The sequence below is a fragment of the Chromohalobacter sarecensis genome (assembly GCF_023061135.1).
GTDB classification, from domain to species: Bacteria; Pseudomonadota; Gammaproteobacteria; order Pseudomonadales; family Halomonadaceae; genus Chromohalobacter; species Chromohalobacter sarecensis.
On the sequence record NZ_JAKGAN010000007.1, the window covers coordinates 1 to 15517 of the forward strand.

The window sequence follows — 15517 nt, forward strand, 5'->3', positions numbered from 1 at the left end:
GTGACATGCGGATCACGTCATCACGTCATCACGTCATCATGTCAATGTGCGTATGCCCGGCATCGTCGCCGACGCCGATGTCGACGAAGAAGGCATGCCGAAAGCTGCCATCGCGCTTGTAAGCCTGGATCTTCTTGATGTCCTGATGCTTACCAAAGCTGTTGGTGCTTTTCTGCACCTCGATGGCGGCGAGATTCTCGTGGGTTCCGCGATGATGGATGATGATGTCAGGGTAGGCGGTACGCGCATCGGTATCGGCGGTATTGGTCACGCTCGTCATATGGCGGGTGCGTTTGCAAGGCCCCGACCAGCGATTGTACTCGCAATCGATATCCCAATCGGGAAACGCCTGTTGCAGGTACATGGCCAAGCGGAAGGAGAGCGAACGCTCTGTCGCCGATGTCTTGAGCAGGCAAGCGTCGCGTTCGAGAAGCGTCTCAAGCGCGTGGTTCAGCTTCTCGTGGATACTAATATCGGATTCCGTAATAAATGTGCCGATATGGGTCATCGGAGGCCTCGCGTTTGTTGTTCTTCGCTTTCGCTAGCGTCATAAAAACCGGTAACGTCCCTGCTTATCCGTTATCGGCCGTGGTAAGCCAAACTTTAGCGGCATACATCAGACGGGCCGAAACTCGGCATGTAGCTTGCCGTCGCGCACCATCACATACGCCATGTTGCGTTTGCCGGCGTCGTCCAGCCAGTCGATTTCATTGACCCCTGGTTTGAGCACCGACTCCGCCGCCGCGAGCGATGTCGCGGGGACGCCATTGACCGACTCCACCACTGCGCCGAGCGGCAAGCGGCTGTGCAAAGGACTTTCCGCGCCGATGTCGACGAGCTGAAGACCGGTGCTGGCGGGGTTGGCGGGGTTGGCGGGTGCCTCTTCTTTTTTTGGGCGCGGCGAGCCTGAGGGACGCGCCTTGGGCTGAGGGGCAGGCGACGGCGGTGCTTCACGCTGGCTCCGCGAACGGCCCTGACGCAACTGCCAATGAGCGGAGGTGACGAGCAGCAATATGCCGACCAGAAGCACGATCATGGCAATATTGGCAAAGAGCAACGCAGGCAAGTGGGCGCTGAGTAGTGACGGTGCCTGGCGCTGGAAAAGCAATATCTTGTATGTCGTGTAAGGCAGGGTTGCCATCACCGCACCCCATAGCACCACGAGAAAGATCTGACTGCGCAATAATGTCCGCATGGTGTACTAGCCACATTCAAAGAAGTTCAGCAGGTTTAACGTATGACAAGAAAAAATCAAGTATCCCCAGCCTAAAGTACGAATGACCATTGCGATGTGACCCCGTGCATACTGCGACGTCACTAGCGCGTGTGGGCCTTGACCTGATCGTAGAGTAATCTTGCGTTATCCAGAGCAATTGCCTCGTTTTCATCCAACTGCAAGAGAGAACTGCCAGTGCGGTCGCCGTTCTGGGTGGCGCGGATCACCGTCGCATGGCGGCGCGATACACTGGCGACATTCATGCGGATGGATAGCAGCATCAGCTCGAAACGGCGTTTTTGATCCTCGCGACGGGTGCGTTCCTCGACGGATTCGGTGGTTTCGATGAGCGACGCCAAGGTCGTATTGATCAACTTTTCGACTAGATCGAGGCGCGGAACGATCTCGTCATTCAGCTCATTAACGGTGATTTGGGTACGGGGTGAAGACATGACAACGCCTTGGTAAGAGAAGGCCACAAGAAACAATGATAAAAAGGGCCAGACAAACTGGCCCAGGGCTCGCCGATGGGCAAGCGTCATACACAGCGAGTGGGTAGTCACAATGCGTTAAAGCCTTTGTGATATCCACTACTGACATATCGGCGATGCGAAGAGGAACTTTAGCGTTTTTTTATCGCCAATGAGAGGGGGCCATTCAGTTGCCACGCGCGGGGTCGGTTGCGACAAGGGAGACGGCCGGTCCGTCTCCAAGTGCTTGATTGCGTTGCCTAAGGCTTATGACCGATCGAGTAGTTGTTGGGGTTGGCGGTGCCCTCCAGCTTTCCGATCTGCATGAAGTCTGGCGATGAGATAATGGTGTCGATACTGGCATCGATAAATGCCAGGTTCTTGACCACGTGGACCTTGGTGGGCATTCCCTTGTTATCGATATCCATTACCCACCCAAGAAAGCCGCCGGAAAACTTGGCCAGACTACCGATGGGGTACAAGCCATATTGCTGAATATAGTCGATGATGACGGTACGCTCGTATTTATCTCCATTCTCGTGTGCCCAGCGGTAAGCGTCGAGTGGTGTGCGCGGCGCTACGCTGTTACGTTCATTGGTCAGCTTGTTGATTATTTTTATAACCGATAACTGCTTTACTGTCTCGGAAAGTTGATCTTCGGTTTTGCCGGCGGGATAGCCGCTACCATCGAGACGTTCGTTGGCATTCTGAATGATATCCAGGCATCCCTTGCTGGGTTGCCAACCTAACTCCGCGATCTTTTCGAGCAACTTATCGACATGGCCTCTCAGTATTTCTTTTTGCTGCGGTGTCATGTTGGTCTTCAGCGAGGGGAGCTTTTCGCTCATGAGTAGCGGTTTACCCATTGTGTGTAGCAAAGTACCGGCGATGACTTCACGAAGTTGTGGTGAATGAGGGTTGCGGGCAATCAGCATATCGGCAAAATAGCCGGCTATCTGAATGGCGTGGCGTATCCATCCGGGCTGGTCACGGATGAACGAAAGCGCATACAGCAGTTCTTTGCGATCTTGTCTGACGAGATGGATAAGAGAATCGGTACAGTCATAAAGTGTTTCTTCGGGAAATGTATTCCAGTTCTTGATGAAGATCAGCACGGCTTGAAGTTGGCGCGAGATTTCCCGAACACCCTTCACCATCGGCGGCATATTGGTCGATTCGTCGGCTTTGGCCTGCTGCTCATTTTTCAAGATACTGCTTTCCTTCTTCCTCGGGATGAACAAGGGGGAGGGGCCTACGCCGCGTATGTTCATTCCCGCACGATGTGCGGCTTCGCGCTCCGATTCCGAGACCAATCTGAATAACTCGGTCTCCATGTCCCGCGGTATCTCAATGAATTGTATGCCGACGGCGGCATGGCCCTCACTGCCGAAGGGGCGCATATGGCGTATGGAACCCTGCGAATAGAAATATTCACCATTAGGAAATTCAAGTGTGATACTGGGCAGTATTTGATCGACGTACAACGGCAGACTGTCCTCAAGCGCGATATCAATCATGCAGCCGCCGCTGGAGATATTGCGCAGCCGTCCCTTGAGGGTCAATTCATCCTTGTATACTTCAACGTTGGCGTATGCGTTCATGCCCAAGATAAAGGGAATGCGCACCGCTCCACGAGCTTCCTGAATGAAAAGCTCATCTCCTAGCTGGCACTTTATCTCGTAAAGTCCTGTGTCTTTCTTGAGAACCTTTGCTTTTACTTTATCGAAGTTGTAGATTTCGGTGTCGTCATCTTGAGTGTTACTCTCTATTTCAATATCGAAAGAGAGATGCTCCTGATAAATATAGTCGTCGATATCGCTTTTATAGGAGTTGACACTTAGGTCGAAGTGTCCGGTGTTAAGGTCGAGGTTGATGACCTCTGCGGAGAGCGGCTTCGTCGTCTTTTTCGAGAAAATCGTGATGGCATGTTCCTTGGAGAGTAAGGAACGCAGCACTTGCGCGGGATGATTTTCGGTATGGTCTTGAGTCAACATGGTTCACCTTGAGTTGGCTACTATTTTTAATTTTAATTTTTTGTTGTTGAGACCCATTTGCAACGGGGCAGCATTCATACGGTTGTTGGATGCAGCCAGTCTACGTAAATCAAACTTTGCTTGCGAGATGTGAGGCGTCAAAAATTTGCGAAATATTGCGTGCAGGTTTGAATTAAAATAACCTAAATAATATAAATTGAGTTCAATGCTCAGGGTTCGCAGGCAACAGATCAGGCAGTTCCATGACGGCTTCCTGGGGCATGGGCTTGGCGAAGAGGAAGCCTTGTAGCAGGTCGCAGTTTCGGTGGATCAAATCCTGCTGCTGCTCACGTTCCTCAATGCCCTCCGCGACGACCACCAGGTCCAGATGGTGCGCCATGTCGATGATCCCTTGCACGATGGCGGCGTCGCGCCGGTCAGTGGTGATGTCCTTGATGAAAGCACGGTCCAGTTTGACCTTGTGAATCGGCAGGTCGCGCAGGTAGCTCAGACTGGAGAAACCGGTACCGAAATCATCGAGTGCCACTTTGATGCCCATCGCCTTAAGCCGGTTGATCAGTGCGATAGCCTGCTCGGCACCATCCAGCAACACGCTTTCGGTTACTTCCAGTTCCAGCAATGCCGGGGGCAGGCCGGATTCGCTCAGTGCCTGCTGAACATCTTCCAGGAAGCCTGCACGCCTGAACTGTAGCGACGAGATATTGACGGCCACCGGCACCACACGCTCACCTGCCGCCTGCATGGTGGCGGCCTCCTGGCAAACACGCCGCAGTATCCAGCGTCCCAGCGGGATGATCTGTCCCGTCTGCTCGGCAAGCGGGATAAACACGCCCGGCGAGACCATGCCTTGCTCGGGATGATGCCAGCGAATCAGCGCTTCCAACCCACGGATGCGGCCGTTCGCCGTCTCTACGATAGGCTGATAATAGAGCTCGAACTGGTCATCCCGCAGTGCCGTGTGTAGGTCGTGTCGCAGTAGCACCGAGGCTTGGGCAACCCGCAGTTCGTCGCCCTGATACCAGTACCAGGTGTTGCGGCCCTGCTGTTTGGCATCGGCCATGGCCAAGTCGGCCCGTTGCATCAGCTCGTGGGCATGTTCAACGCATTCGCAGTTACAGGCGATGCCGATGCTGGCACTAATATGAACGGATTTGCCTTCAATCTGGAAGAGTGTCGACAGCGCCTCCAGCACGCGCTCCGCTATATCGACCCCAGCCTGGCAGTCATCGAAATGAGTGAATAACAGCGCGAACTCATCACCAGTGAGGCGCACCAGGGTGTCGTCCTCGCCAATCACCTGCCGCAGTCGGTCGGCCAACGCCACCAGCAGTTGGTTGCCGATGTGATGTCCTAGCCCGTCGTTGATCGTCTTGAAGCCGTCCAAGTCGAGATGCATCACCACCAGTAGGCGCCCCTCTTGCTCGAAAGCCTTCTCCAGGCGTCCGTCGAGAACGGATCGGTTAGGCAGCCGGGTCAGCAGATCATGGGTCGCCTGGTACGCCAGTTGGACTTCTTGTTCACGTTGCTGAGTGATGTCGCGGCAGATTCCATAGACGCCGACGATCTTGCCATCTACCGAGACGGGGAAATTCAGTATCTCCAAGCGGTAGGGGTGTCCATCACGATGCGTACCCATGGTCTCGTAGTGGCGTGAGCCGCCCTGTCGGGCGATATCGAAGCTGGCCTGGGTCAAGGAACGATAATCAGGTTCGATAAACTCGTTGAAGTGGCGTCCTACCAGCGCCTCTTCTGGATAGCCGGTGATCCGGGTGAGTGCGGCGTTGCCGCGTTGGAAGCAACCTTCCAAGTCGAATTCATAGACGCCGTCGGGATGATTCACAAACAATGAGCGGTGCCATTCGGCTAGCGTACGATGGCTGGAAGCGTCGCGGTCCCGGATGATCGCCAAGGCGATCAGCGCAGCGGCCTGGCGTAGGCGACGTTGACTCATGTCGGTGGGGCGGAAGGGTTGCCGAAAATAGGTACCGAAAGTGCCCAGCAATTCCCCCTTGGCCGTCATCACAGGGTTCGAACAGCAGGCACGTAATCCTTCGCGCTCGGCGGCATCGTGCAACGCCGACCAGCGAGGATCGCTACGAATGTCCTCCGTTACCACCGGCTGGCGGTAGAAGGCCGCATAGCCGCAAGAAGTAGCCTCGGGCCCGACCGGCACCTCCTGTAGCTGCTCCTGGTAGGCGGAGGAAAAGCGTGAGGTAGGATAGAGGCTCAGCGTCTGACGTTCGGGATCGAAACGCATGAAGGCCACGATGGCCTCCGGCAGCAACACCTCGATCCAACAGGCAATGGCATCCAGCGTCTCTTCGAGCGGCACTTGCTGGGTGATCCGCTCATGGACTTTCTGCTGCGTCTCCATCAGTGCCAATTCGTTGAGCAAGCCGCGCCTCCACATAGCCGAGGACAGCGGCTGACCTTGCCGCCTTCCAGTACCTGCATAGTGGAGTAACTGTTTGTTACGGGCAAGGTGTGTAGGAACTTATAAGGGCGCAACGATAATTGGGTATGTGCCGCCGTGGTGCATACGGTTTTCGTGGGAAGGAACTCGTTCAACTCAAGAAGCAGGTTACGATCCGACTTGATGAAGACACCATTGCGTATTTCAAGAACCTTGCCGAGGAAAAGACCTTCCGTATCAGAGCCTCATTAACCTCTATCTGCGCGACTGCGCACAGTCGCATAAAGATCTTAAAATTGAGTGGCAGTAAACTCTTATCAAGCGTTAGAGCGGCGATTGTAGAAGCCACCGGGCTGATAACGGCCCCTCTGGCGCCAGGGAGCCTTCTTGCTAAAATGACCAATATTTTATACCTTAACTGCGTTATGCCTAAAAAATTGGTCAAAGCATGCAGACGAAACGCCAAACACTCTCGCCCCGCACATACCACGCGCTGCAGCTATTCGCCAATTTGATCGAAGAGGCCCGGCGCCACAGGCGCTGGACGCAGCGTGAACTGGCTGAACGCATCGGTATCAGCCGGGCCACGCTGCAAAGCCTGCTGAAAGGCGACTCATCGGTCGCCATCGGCAGTTACTTCGAAGCCGCCACGCTGCTGGGAGTCCCCCTGTTTGGCAACGACTCGGGCAACCTCGCGGACCTCGCTCAACAGCAGCAGCAACGTATGACATTGCTGCCTGGCAAGATCGTTCATCGCAATGACGAGAACCTACCTGGTGACGACTTCTAATGTTCAATATCATCGACTGGATGATCCAACTGCCCAAAGGGTTGGAACCGGAGTTTTTGCAGGCGGTTTACGCCATTGAGGAGGAGAAGAAAATGCCTTACATCAACACGGCTGAGCGTCTGGGGCTTGAGAAGCTTGAAAAGGGACGTCAAGAAGGGCTCCGGAAGGGCGTCAGGAAGGCCAGCTAGAAGCCAGGCAAGCAACCGCTCGTAACCTGATCAAGCTGGGTGTGCTGAGCGATGAACAGATTGTTGAAGCTACCGGGCTGACAGTGGCCGAGGTGAAGGCATTGCGAGTCGACGACAGACACTGACCGATCTAATGGCAGACCTGCCGAGCGGCTGGCCCGCTCACCGTGGCGGTTGTGCGCGAGAGAACTCGTTCCCGATGGTTCTAGCCACCCTTCACCGCGTCGCGTCCGCCTCCAGCAGCGCTTTGATGCGCTCGTCATTACCGCTGGCCGCTTGCCACAAGTCACCCCAGCTATCCGGTGGGTTGCCGCTCTTAAGCATCTTGTGAAAGACAGCATACGCGTCGTACTTGCTGCCATAGGCACGTTGGGTGGATTCGTCGTTGACCCAGGCATAGATGAGTATCCTGCTGGCGAGGTCGTAACGAAAGAACAACCGGTATTGCTGGTAGAACTTTGCGCAATGCCAATGGGTATGCGCTGTTCCAAGCGTGTTCCCTTGGCGATACTGAGGGCCGGATGGGTCCTGGGGGATATCGTTCAACGCCAGCTTCACAATCGCGGCCAGACGCTTGGTGGCGGGTTTGGTGCGGTATCCCTCCGGGTCTTTCGCTTGTAGTCGCTTTACCTTATCGGTCAGCGCCTCGACCTGCGCCAGGAAGAGTGGATGGGCGTAGATCGTCCATCCATTGATCTTCAGCGGGCTCATGCGTCGTCATCGTCCACTGGCAGCGTCTCATCGAGGTCTACCTCAATGCCTGACGTCAGGCGTTCAGCCTCGGCAAAGGTGCTGGTGGTGGCAGGACGAATGTTCTCCGGATGCGCCTGTAGATCGCGCTCCAGAAATGCCAAGAAGCCAGCTACCACGGGGTCTTGGCTAGGCTCATCACCGGCACGCGAGAGCACGACTTCTCCATTGGGACGAACCGTATAGTGAAGCCGATCGCGACACTTCAGTTTCAGTGCGCGTCGGATCGATGCCGGCACGGTCGTCTGGTAGCGATCCGTCAGGGTGGAGTCATCCTCAATGGCCGTGTTCATGATTGGCCTCCGCTCGATGGCAATGCAAGGGAATAGAGAGAAGGTAATGCAATTGCATTGTGCGGTCAATATTCCCTTGCCTAACTGCGCTATTGCTTGTGCAACTCTGGAAGGCGCGCGTTGGGCAAGCGCTTGCACCGTGTGTGCTGTTACATTATCTCTTGTATAATATGAGTGCACTGCTGTGTGCAGAAGGTCTGTATGAACATTACCAATCTTCGCCGTGTCGGCGGTTCTGTCATGATGTCAGTGCCACGTACGCTTCTCGATCAGTTGGACCTTCACGCTGGTTCTCAAGTCGAGATCGAAGTCGACCACGGGCGCTTGATCGTAAAACCGGTCAAGCCGCTGTACTCCCTTGAGGATCTGCTGGCCCAGTGCGATACCACGGCAGATATGTCTGCTAGCGAACGCGAGTGGCTGGAGGCCGACCCCGTCGGTCGTGAATTGCTGTAATGCGGCGCGGTGACATCGATCTCGTTTCGCCCAATTCCACTCGGGGCTATGACAGAAAGGTATGCGTCCGGTGCTGATCGTGTCGCCGGATGCGTTCAATATCGCCATGGGCACGCCTTTGGTTGCGCCGGTCGCTAACGGTGGCGGCTTCGCTCGCTCCCGAGGCTTCACGGTGTCGCTGGCCGATGCAGGTACTACCACCACCGGCGTTGTCTTGTGTAGCCAGGTGCGTACCTTGGATATCGAGGCCCGTCAGGGGCGGCGGCTGGAGAGCATCCCGCGAGAGGTCATGGATGACGTCCTGGCCAAGCTAGCGACTCTGGTTAGCTAAACCATACCGTTGGCTTCAAGATGAATATACCGTTGCGTATTTCAAGCAGCTTGCCGAAGAAAAAGACCTCCCATGTCAGAGTCTCATTCATCGAGAAATACTAGCCGAGTATCGCTTTTGTCGGAGGGAACTTGTTCTCGGTGGGCTTGGACAGGTGGTAAATTGCTGGCTTCGTAATGCTCGACCAGAGTCAGTAGAATTATGGTCGCCATACAATGAGGTGAACTTTGATGTTCTGTCGGCGGTTCGGTTTGGATGTATATGTTACCCGGCATGCACGTGAGCGTATGGCTCAGCGCGGTATGACAGATGTGCTGCTCGGTGAGCTTCTGGAAACTGGCCAGATGCGTTATCAGGGCGATACGCGGCTATGGATCGCCAAAGCTATGGAAGGGCGCAACGATTAATTTGGTATGTGCCGCCGTGGTACTTGAAGATAGGCTGGTCGTCAAAACCGTCATGCATCATTTTCAGTGGAAGGAATGACCATGCGCACCACGTACGATGAAACTGACGATATCCTAGTTGTGCATCTTTCTGAGAAGGCCGTTGCGAAGGAAGTCTCGCAGGATTGGAATACCCATGTTAGCTATGCGGAAGACGGCTCTATCGTGGAAATTGTGATTTTGGACGCATCCAAGCAGGGCGCATGGCCTTTGTTGCGCAGCCATGCGGCCTGAGGTGATGCGGTTATTCTATGAATCCAGGGCGGGAGGGAGCTCGTTCCCGATGGTTCTTGCCACCCTTCACCGCGTCGCGTTCGCGTCCAGCAGTGCTTGGATGCGTTCGTCATCACCGCTGGCCGCTTGCCACAAGTCACCCCAGCTATCCGGCGGATTGCCGTTTTCGAGCATCTTGCGGAAGACAGCATAGGCGTCGTGCTTGCTGTCATAGGCGCGTTGGGTGGATTCGTCGTTGACCCAGGCGTAAATGAGGATCTGGCTGGCGAGGTCGTAGCGAAAGAACCACCGGTATTGTTGAGGGGTTTTGCGCGATGCCCGCAGCATCAAGAGGGCAGTAGCGACAAGACCGTCTGCGGCACCTGGTTGGCCTGCGCAAGCATGGATTGGGACGCTTGCTGGATGACTTGTTGCTTCATCAGTTTTGAGCTTTCGTCGGCTTTTCGATGGCCCACAGGTGCGCTGCGGCGATGGTGTCGGAGAGAATCTGCGCGGTGCGGGTGTAGTTCTCGAACGGTAACAGCGACTCCGGCCCGGCGCTGGTTTTTTCGTCGGCGTCCGACGCGGCATAGACCACGCCGATAACCGCCGTGGAAATGGTGCGGGTACCGTCATTGACCTCGGTAACGCGCACCCCGTGATGGTATTGATCGAGTGCCATGGTGGCTCCTGCGCAGGTTCAGCGAGTATTCAAAAAAGACGTGAATTCACGCAGGTATCGTGCGGGGGCGCGGCCGGATGTTAGTGGCGCAGGGGGCGGAGGCTAGGTTTACACATAGCCATGGTGCGTCCTGGTCAGGGCTTCATGGTGTGGAAGGTGGGACGGTAAGTGGTTGGTATTGTGTCGGGTATGCGAGGGAATGATCATGAGCTTGGTATGGTGACTAAAAACTCGCAGGAGAGGTGCTTATGCGTGAGGCAATAAAGAGTTACTGGCACCTGCTGGTATTCGTGGTGGTGGTGTGCGTCATCGCGCTCGGACTATTCGGTATCCACTTTTTTGAAAGGCCTCTATCCGACGATTCCAACGAATGGGCAAACTTCGCCAATTATGTCTCAGGCACTGTTGGGGTAGCGGTGCTGGCTGGGACGCTGCTCGCTTTCTTGATCACACTGCATCAGCAAAACAAGCTGATTGAAAAGCAGGATGAAATGATCAAACAGCAGGATGACATGATTGAGCAACAGAAAAGGCAGCTAGATGAAGCGGAAATACATCAGCGCAAAACGGAGGCTTATACCCGAGCTGAGAAGATATTCCCTACATTGTTGTCCTCATGCAAAAAAGATTTGGGTGAGTGTATTGCAGTCGGGCTTTCTGATAATGATATAGAAGCTTTTAAACCTAAAATAGTCAGCCCGAACAAGACTAAGATGTGTTTTTTTAATGAGCTACAGTTTCCTGATAGCTTAAGAGCGGAAAGTAGAGCCTTTCTTTGTTTGATTGGTGCTGTGTGCACAGATAAGCCATATAAGCTGGCGAGATTTGTTGCTGAATGTTTGCGAGATGCGCCAGAATTAAAAGAGTTCTTTCATGCTGAGATAGGCGAATATATAGTTGTTGTAAAAAGCTCCCTTGCTTATAATCTATCTCTTAGGAAAGATGAGGTAGAGGAAGTGTGTCGATTAATAGGGTTGCCGATAAGTTATTATGGATTGGGCATCGTAGAGAGTAAGTGGCAGGAAATTGGCGAATTAATATATGGTGAGAACTAGTCTTTTTTGGAGTGAGTTAGGGAAGGCTCGCCGGGGGGCGGGCGGTTTTCGTTGAAAGCAGAAACAGCTAAGTCTCAGGCTTAATTTTTAGTCATCTCCGACTGAAGTGATTCTGCGGCTGCCGCTAACGGAGAAGAGTTTTGAAATCTTGCCCAAATAGTTTCGTGAATTTCTTTGACTTGTTTCTCAAGGAGTTTTTCAGCCTCCCCGGGAGTTGCAGCGCCATATTTAACTAAGCTGATACGGGTAGCTTCAGCCTGGTTAAGGAAACGGGTGATAGTTGTCCAGTGGTCATGTAAACCTTCTGGAGTGACCCAGAAACGATCTCCATCTTCGATGTAGCTAGTCCACATGGCAGTTATTTGGAGGATATGGCCAAGTGATTTTTGGAACTGATGGCAAGTATATACGGTGTTTTTAGGAAGTTTGGAAAGCTGTTCAGGAGTTAGTTTCGATTCTTTTGTCGATTCAATAAGAGGCGTGAAGTACTTAGGTGCGTTCTTCAAGCCTAGCTCGGAAATGTTTTCGTCGCTCACGTCTTTTAGGTGGTTCGCTAATAATGCGCAAATCGCATGTGAGGCTTCAAAGTCCTTCTCTGCTGTTGATAATTTTCTTTTTGTCTCATCATCGATCAGTGTGGTTATGAAGGATTTTACAACCACGTTAGTGGCTATTATTTCGCTGACGCTAACCAAGTATACGTAAGCTTGCTTCTTTTGTTCGATGCCTTTTGATCGGTTTTCGAGTTTGATCCTTACTATGTAACTTAAAGCTGCAGAAATTAGGGCGCCAATTAGTCCAGAGATTATTGTGCTTGCTTCCATCGTACATTCCTTCCACGTTTAATTGGGTTTTATCTGTTTAAGGCTTTCATATTTCAGCGAGCATGTCCAAATATCTATTTTCTACGATGATATAGTCGCCGGCGGCGGGCTATGGGTACGGCAGTGGCTGGGTAGTGATGTCACCAGGTGATGACCTCAATCCCTTCCCGATCCTCATCCTCGAGTGCAGCAGCCACGGCATCTTTCCGATCCCACGACCGCTTAGCGCTTCGTGGTCATGGATTGTCGTCGCGTTCTATCCTCCTGGTGGCTGCCGATGGCCTGTGTCGCTCAGAAGGGGACTTACAAATAGCTAATACACAGCGTTAGTTTAGCGAGGACGATCCGAACTTGACGTAACTCTTCTTCTAGGTGGTGGCTGTCATGCGTGCCGTCATGCCAGCCATCGGAAAGAATTCGTGCGCCCATGCTGATACGCAACGCTGACGTATTTTTGCTATCAACTTTGACAGGCTGGCCTATGTGACAGCATTGTGCTGCTAACTCTTGTTTCTCGAATTTTAGTTCAGCGCTTAAATCGCTGTTAAGCTGTTCGTACAGATGCCTTACCTGCTCTTGGGTAAGGTATTGCCCATTACGGTGTCGAATTAGGAATGGGAAGATACTGCGCCGAACGCTAAGCTCATCGCCCAGCATGTCGGGTCGCGCCCACCAAGTGCTATTTTTTTCAAAAAGCGACTCAAGGTGCGGATGTGTACCAATCAAATGCAGCACTTCATTGCTAAAACAATCTAGGCCCTCAAGTCGCTTTTCTTTAGGCACTTGGTAGTAACGTTTGGCCTCTTCTAAAGCTCCCCGCCAGCGTAGATACATACCGATGGTGAATGGTGTCGTTGCGCTAGGAAGTAACATGTCCCAGCTGCCGAGATCCGGCTTGGGTAAGTACTCTGTGAGCCCCGATGGCAATGATCTACCGCATTGCTGCAAATGATGTGAAAAAACTTGTGGGAATATGGCGACCCCACTGAAGGGAGGCCCGGTAAAAAATTTGGAACCCGTTAATAATAGAATGTCGCCTTTATCAAGGTGTTCTCTCAGATCCTCTTGGTCGATCCGCAATTGGCAAGCATCAATGATGACTTGCAAACGGCTACCATAGCGTTGGCGAAGTTGATCCAGGCGCGTAGGAGAGGGTGCCCAACAGCCGAACTTGGATTGATCCATGGCATGGAGCATCACGTTGTAACCTTGGTCTAACGCATCACGGACATGATCTTCGACGGCGCTGTCCATTTCCTCAATAGTCTGTAAGCGACCGTAGGTATTTCGGAAGGGCACACCTTTATAGGCGATTGGCGCCATGCCTGACAGACGTTCGCCTTTGGTCACTGTATGGCCGAGACAGGTCGTATTGTCGAAGTGGCAGCCGGTGACTGAAAAAGGTGTTCCACTCCCTGTTTCATCCGAGCCGCAGACGATACTGACCCACTTGGAGGGTATTGCCGTCGTCACGGCAGCGACGACATGAAGTTGTGAGTCAGTGCCCGAGGGGGATAGATGCAGGTCGGGGTTGAGGTCGGCCAAGCCAAGAGTTGTGGCTAGCTCTGATTCCAGGCTACGACAATGCTGGGCTAGAGGCGCAGCAAGGCTATCGGCTTTTACGCAATCGTGCAGAAGGCGTTGCCGATACTGTTCTGCTGCTTGGTAAGCCGGTGCTGAGATGGAGGTGGCCGTGGAAGAGGCAAAGGTGAAGGCATGATCCCGTGGAGAGGGGGAGCAACCGTAACGATTAAGCCCAGTGTCGGGATCGACGACCAAGCGCGCATCGCCACCCTGCATCAAGTGCCACTGGGCCGGTTGAAGAAGTAGGGCAAAGCGCTGGTCGATGTGCGTGCCTAGTTGTTGAATGTCAGACACTAAATCATTCATGTGAGCACTTTCCGTTCGATGATTTACAATCGCTACGCGGATAGCCACACAGCCATGCAAAACGGTGGTGGAAGGCGCTGCGCGACCTTGTAACTGGAGCTGCGTGACAATGGCGTTATTAAGTGCATCCAGGTAACTAGCGTGCTGGGATGTCTCGTCCTGTAAGTGTGGTGGCACGTAGCGGCAGCAAACGACATTCATGGGCACTGGGGCCAGTCGCTCAAGATTGGCAGAGGCATCAATGGCGTTAGCCGTTTCTGTGGCCAACTGGCAGTGTTTTCTTACTATCCCCGCAAGGCGTTCCGTTCCTATTCCTTGAAACGTGAACCAGACTTTCAGGGCCATGAAGCCACGCGAGAGTTCGGGGCCGAAGTCACAGAACCAGGGAGCCCCTGCGGAAAGCCCCACGGGCTCCGTTGTCAGGTACTCTTTGCGTTCAGAAAACGTGGCACGATGCGTGTTGGCATCCTTGACTAGCAGTCCGCCCACCGCATAGGGGACCTGAAACCATTTATGAAAATCGAAGGCGATCGAATCGGCGTCTCGAACAGCGTCTAGAGTGTCTTGATATTCGTCCAGTAGAGCCAACGCGCCACCGAAAGCGGCATCGACATGTAGCCAAAGTTCTTCTCGTTGGCAGATTTTCCGGATAGCTGCAATATCGTCGATAGCCCCCGTGTTGACGGTTCCTACCGTCGCAATGACACAGAAGGGGGTAGCGCCGGCCAGGCGATCTGCTGTTATCAGCTCCGCCAGCGCTTGCGTATCCAGTGTGAAGTCGTCACTTACAGGAACCGCACGCAGGGCGTTACCACCCAGCCCTAGCAGTTGAAACGCTTTCAGCACGGAATTATGGCTCTGTGCCGAGCAGTATCCTACGAGGGGAGATGTATTGCCTTGTAACCCCTGAGTTTTCATCGATGCACCAACAGCACTTTGCCGCGCCACTGCCAGGGCAATGAGCGTGGCCATGGAGGTGCCGGACGTCAGCAACCCAGAACTGCTCGTCGGGAAGCCAAACATTTCCCGACTCCACTGCAGGACCTGATGCTCCACATGGTGGGCGATGTGATCGCGCCCGCCGAGATTGTTGTTGAGCAATGCCGCGCAAAGTTCGCCTAGCGCCCCATACAGGTTTCCGCCACCATGCACCCAGCCAAAAAAACGGGGGTGAGTATTACCATTGCCATAGGGCAAAAGTTGGTCACGAAACTGCTCCAGCAACTGCTCCAATGGCTTGGGTGATTGAGGCAGTGGCATGCGGAACGCCGATTTCACCGCTTCCGGGGCGGGTCGCCAGACAGGTTGTTCCTCCAAAGATTGGAGATGTTCCAGCCCTGCGTTCAACGCCTGATGAAAAGCGTCTTCCAGGGCGTGCCAATTTTGGGGATCAAGTGTCAGCGACGTGCTCATTCGTTACTCCCATGCCAACGTCCTGGCTTCCCCTGTTGTGGCGACTGCAGCCCGGTTACGCGCTGTGAATGGTGGCGGTAAAGCATGGCAAGT

18 protein-coding genes are annotated in these 15517 nt (G+C 53.7%); 6 read left to right on the forward strand and 12 right to left on the reverse strand.

Features of this window, described 5'->3' with window-relative positions; all coding sequences use genetic code 11:
• Positions 1–28 precede the first annotated feature (28 nt).
• From L1071_RS11790 to L1071_RS11810, 5 genes are all read right to left on the reverse strand, one after another.
• Positions 29–508 carry a hypothetical protein gene (locus L1071_RS11790; RefSeq protein ID WP_246975099.1) on the reverse strand — a complete coding sequence of 160 codons (480 nt, stop codon included), beginning with the start codon at positions 506–508 and terminating at the stop codon, positions 29–31.
• Positions 509–616: 108 nt separating this feature from the next.
• Positions 617–1195, reverse strand: a complete 579-nt coding sequence (locus L1071_RS11795) for a hypothetical protein (RefSeq protein WP_246975100.1) — start codon at positions 1193–1195, stop codon at positions 617–619.
• Between the two features lie 122 nt (positions 1196–1317).
• Positions 1318–1668 (reverse strand): hypothetical protein, encoded by a 351-nt coding sequence (locus L1071_RS11800; protein WP_246975101.1) that lies wholly within the window; start codon positions 1666–1668, stop codon positions 1318–1320.
• 278 nt (positions 1669–1946) lie between these two features.
• Positions 1947–3680, reverse strand: a complete 1734-nt coding sequence (locus tag L1071_RS11805) for an HD domain-containing phosphohydrolase (RefSeq protein WP_246975102.1) — start codon at positions 3678–3680, stop codon at positions 1947–1949.
• Positions 3681–3882: 202 nt separating this feature from the next.
• A complete protein-coding gene (locus L1071_RS11810; protein WP_246975103.1) occupies positions 3883–6075 on the reverse strand; it encodes an EAL domain-containing protein in 2193 nt (730 codons plus the stop codon).
• Between the two features lie 466 nt (positions 6076–6541).
• Between L1071_RS11810 and L1071_RS11815 the strand changes: the two genes are divergently transcribed.
• Both L1071_RS11815 and L1071_RS11820 read left to right on the forward strand, forming a co-directional pair.
• Positions 6542–6883, forward strand: coding sequence for a helix-turn-helix transcriptional regulator (locus L1071_RS11815; protein ID WP_246975104.1), 342 nt, complete (start codon positions 6542–6544; stop codon positions 6881–6883).
• Positions 6883–7071 (forward strand): hypothetical protein, encoded by a 189-nt coding sequence (locus L1071_RS11820; RefSeq protein WP_246975105.1) that lies wholly within the window; start codon positions 6883–6885, stop codon positions 7069–7071. Before L1071_RS11815 ends, L1071_RS11820 begins: the two co-directional genes overlap by 1 nt.
• Before the next feature lie 216 nt (positions 7072–7287).
• Here the strand turns inward: L1071_RS11820 and L1071_RS11825 are convergent, their stop codons facing one another.
• A complete protein-coding gene (locus L1071_RS11825) occupies positions 7288–7782 on the reverse strand; it encodes a type II toxin-antitoxin system YhaV family toxin (protein ID WP_246975106.1) in 495 nt (164 codons plus the stop codon).
• Positions 7779–8114: a type II toxin-antitoxin system PrlF family antitoxin gene (locus tag L1071_RS11830; RefSeq protein WP_246975107.1), complete on the reverse strand. Its 336-nt coding sequence runs from the start codon at positions 8112–8114 to the stop codon at positions 7779–7781. Before L1071_RS11830 ends, L1071_RS11825 begins: the two co-directional genes overlap by 4 nt.
• A gap of 201 nt (positions 8115–8315) precedes the next feature.
• Here L1071_RS11830 and L1071_RS11835 point away from each other — a divergent pair, with 201 nt between their 5' ends.
• The 3 genes from L1071_RS11835 to L1071_RS11850 all read left to right on the forward strand — a co-directional run bounded on the left by L1071_RS11835 (position 8316) and on the right by L1071_RS11850 (position 9581).
• Entirely contained in the window at positions 8316–8570 is a 255-nt protein-coding gene (locus tag L1071_RS11835) for an AbrB/MazE/SpoVT family DNA-binding domain-containing protein (protein ID WP_246975108.1), read from the forward strand.
• 61 nt (positions 8571–8631) lie between these two features.
• Positions 8632–8901 carry a type II toxin-antitoxin system PemK/MazF family toxin gene (locus L1071_RS11840; RefSeq protein ID WP_246975109.1) on the forward strand — a complete coding sequence of 90 codons (270 nt, stop codon included), beginning with the start codon at positions 8632–8634 and terminating at the stop codon, positions 8899–8901.
• Between the two features lie 488 nt (positions 8902–9389).
• Entirely contained in the window at positions 9390–9581 is a 192-nt protein-coding gene (locus L1071_RS11850; RefSeq protein ID WP_246975113.1) for a DUF2283 domain-containing protein, read from the forward strand.
• Between the two features lie 66 nt (positions 9582–9647).
• Here the strand turns inward: L1071_RS11850 and L1071_RS11855 are convergent, their stop codons facing one another.
• Genes L1071_RS11855 through L1071_RS16310 form a run of 3 tightly spaced genes read right to left on the reverse strand, consistent with a single transcriptional unit; the run spans position 9648 to position 10242 of the window.
• Complete coding sequence (locus tag L1071_RS11855; RefSeq protein ID WP_246975115.1) at positions 9648–9908, reverse strand: type II toxin-antitoxin system YhaV family toxin; 261 nt, start codon at positions 9906–9908, stop codon at positions 9648–9650.
• The gene (locus L1071_RS16305) at positions 9908–10000 is read right to left on the reverse strand and encodes a flagellin (RefSeq protein WP_348521311.1); all 93 of its coding nucleotides are present in this window, start codon (positions 9998–10000) and stop codon (positions 9908–9910) included. The genes L1071_RS11855 and L1071_RS16305 overlap by 1 nt, the downstream gene beginning before the upstream one ends.
• Positions 10000–10242: a hypothetical protein gene (locus L1071_RS16310; protein WP_378109640.1), complete on the reverse strand. Its 243-nt coding sequence runs from the start codon at positions 10240–10242 to the stop codon at positions 10000–10002. Before L1071_RS16310 ends, L1071_RS16305 begins: the two co-directional genes overlap by 1 nt.
• Before the next feature lie 248 nt (positions 10243–10490).
• Here L1071_RS16310 and L1071_RS11870 point away from each other — a divergent pair, with 248 nt between their 5' ends.
• Complete coding sequence (locus L1071_RS11870; protein ID WP_246975117.1) at positions 10491–11297, forward strand: hypothetical protein; 807 nt, start codon at positions 10491–10493, stop codon at positions 11295–11297.
• An 80-nt stretch (positions 11298–11377) separates the two neighbouring features.
• On the opposite strand, the gene L1071_RS11875 is transcribed toward L1071_RS11870, so the two are convergent.
• Together L1071_RS11875 and L1071_RS11880 are read right to left on the reverse strand one after the other, a co-directional pair.
• Positions 11378–12121: a hypothetical protein gene (locus tag L1071_RS11875; RefSeq protein WP_246975119.1), complete on the reverse strand. Its 744-nt coding sequence runs from the start codon at positions 12119–12121 to the stop codon at positions 11378–11380.
• Positions 12122–12424: 303 nt separating this feature from the next.
• Entirely contained in the window at positions 12425–15424 is a 3000-nt protein-coding gene (locus L1071_RS11880; protein WP_246975121.1) for a pyridoxal phosphate-dependent decarboxylase family protein, read from the reverse strand.
• Positions 15425–15517: the final 93 nt, after the last annotated feature.

Excerpts from the sequence above, each read along its gene's own strand:
- L1071_RS11790 (WP_246975099.1), bottom strand. The coding sequence starts at position 508 with ATGACCCATATCGGCACATTTATTACGGAATCCGATATTAGTATCCAC.
- L1071_RS11795 (WP_246975100.1), bottom strand. The coding sequence starts at position 1,195 with ATGCGGACATTATTGCGCAGTCAGATCTTTCTCGTGGTGCTATGGGGT.
- L1071_RS11800 (WP_246975101.1), bottom strand. The coding sequence starts at position 1,668 with ATGTCTTCACCCCGTACCCAAATCACCGTTAATGAGCTGAATGACGAG.
- L1071_RS11805 (WP_246975102.1), bottom strand. The coding sequence starts at position 3,680 with ATGTTGACTCAAGACCATACCGAAAATCATCCCGCGCAAGTGCTGCGT.
- L1071_RS11815 (WP_246975104.1), top strand. The coding sequence starts at position 6,542 with ATGCAGACGAAACGCCAAACACTCTCGCCCCGCACATACCACGCGCTG.
- L1071_RS11820 (WP_246975105.1), top strand. The coding sequence starts at position 6,883 with ATGTTCAATATCATCGACTGGATGATCCAACTGCCCAAAGGGTTGGAA.
- L1071_RS11825 (WP_246975106.1), bottom strand. The coding sequence starts at position 7,782 with ATGAGCCCGCTGAAGATCAATGGATGGACGATCTACGCCCATCCACTC.
- L1071_RS11830 (WP_246975107.1), bottom strand. The coding sequence starts at position 8,114 with ATGAACACGGCCATTGAGGATGACTCCACCCTGACGGATCGCTACCAG.
- L1071_RS11835 (WP_246975108.1), top strand. The coding sequence starts at position 8,316 with ATGAACATTACCAATCTTCGCCGTGTCGGCGGTTCTGTCATGATGTCA.
- L1071_RS11840 (WP_246975109.1), top strand. The coding sequence starts at position 8,632 with ATGCGTCCGGTGCTGATCGTGTCGCCGGATGCGTTCAATATCGCCATG.
- L1071_RS11850 (WP_246975113.1), top strand. The coding sequence starts at position 9,390 with ATGCGCACCACGTACGATGAAACTGACGATATCCTAGTTGTGCATCTT.
- L1071_RS11855 (WP_246975115.1), bottom strand. The coding sequence starts at position 9,908 with ATGCTGCGGGCATCGCGCAAAACCCCTCAACAATACCGGTGGTTCTTT.
- L1071_RS16305 (WP_348521311.1), bottom strand. The coding sequence starts at position 10,000 with ATGAAGCAACAAGTCATCCAGCAAGCGTCCCAATCCATGCTTGCGCAG.
- L1071_RS16310 (WP_378109640.1), bottom strand. The coding sequence starts at position 10,242 with ATGGCACTCGATCAATACCATCACGGGGTGCGCGTTACCGAGGTCAAT.
- L1071_RS11870 (WP_246975117.1), top strand. The coding sequence starts at position 10,491 with ATGCGTGAGGCAATAAAGAGTTACTGGCACCTGCTGGTATTCGTGGTG.
- L1071_RS11875 (WP_246975119.1), bottom strand. The coding sequence starts at position 12,121 with ATGGAAGCAAGCACAATAATCTCTGGACTAATTGGCGCCCTAATTTCT.
- L1071_RS11880 (WP_246975121.1), bottom strand. The coding sequence starts at position 15,424 with ATGAGCACGTCGCTGACACTTGATCCCCAAAATTGGCACGCCCTGGAA.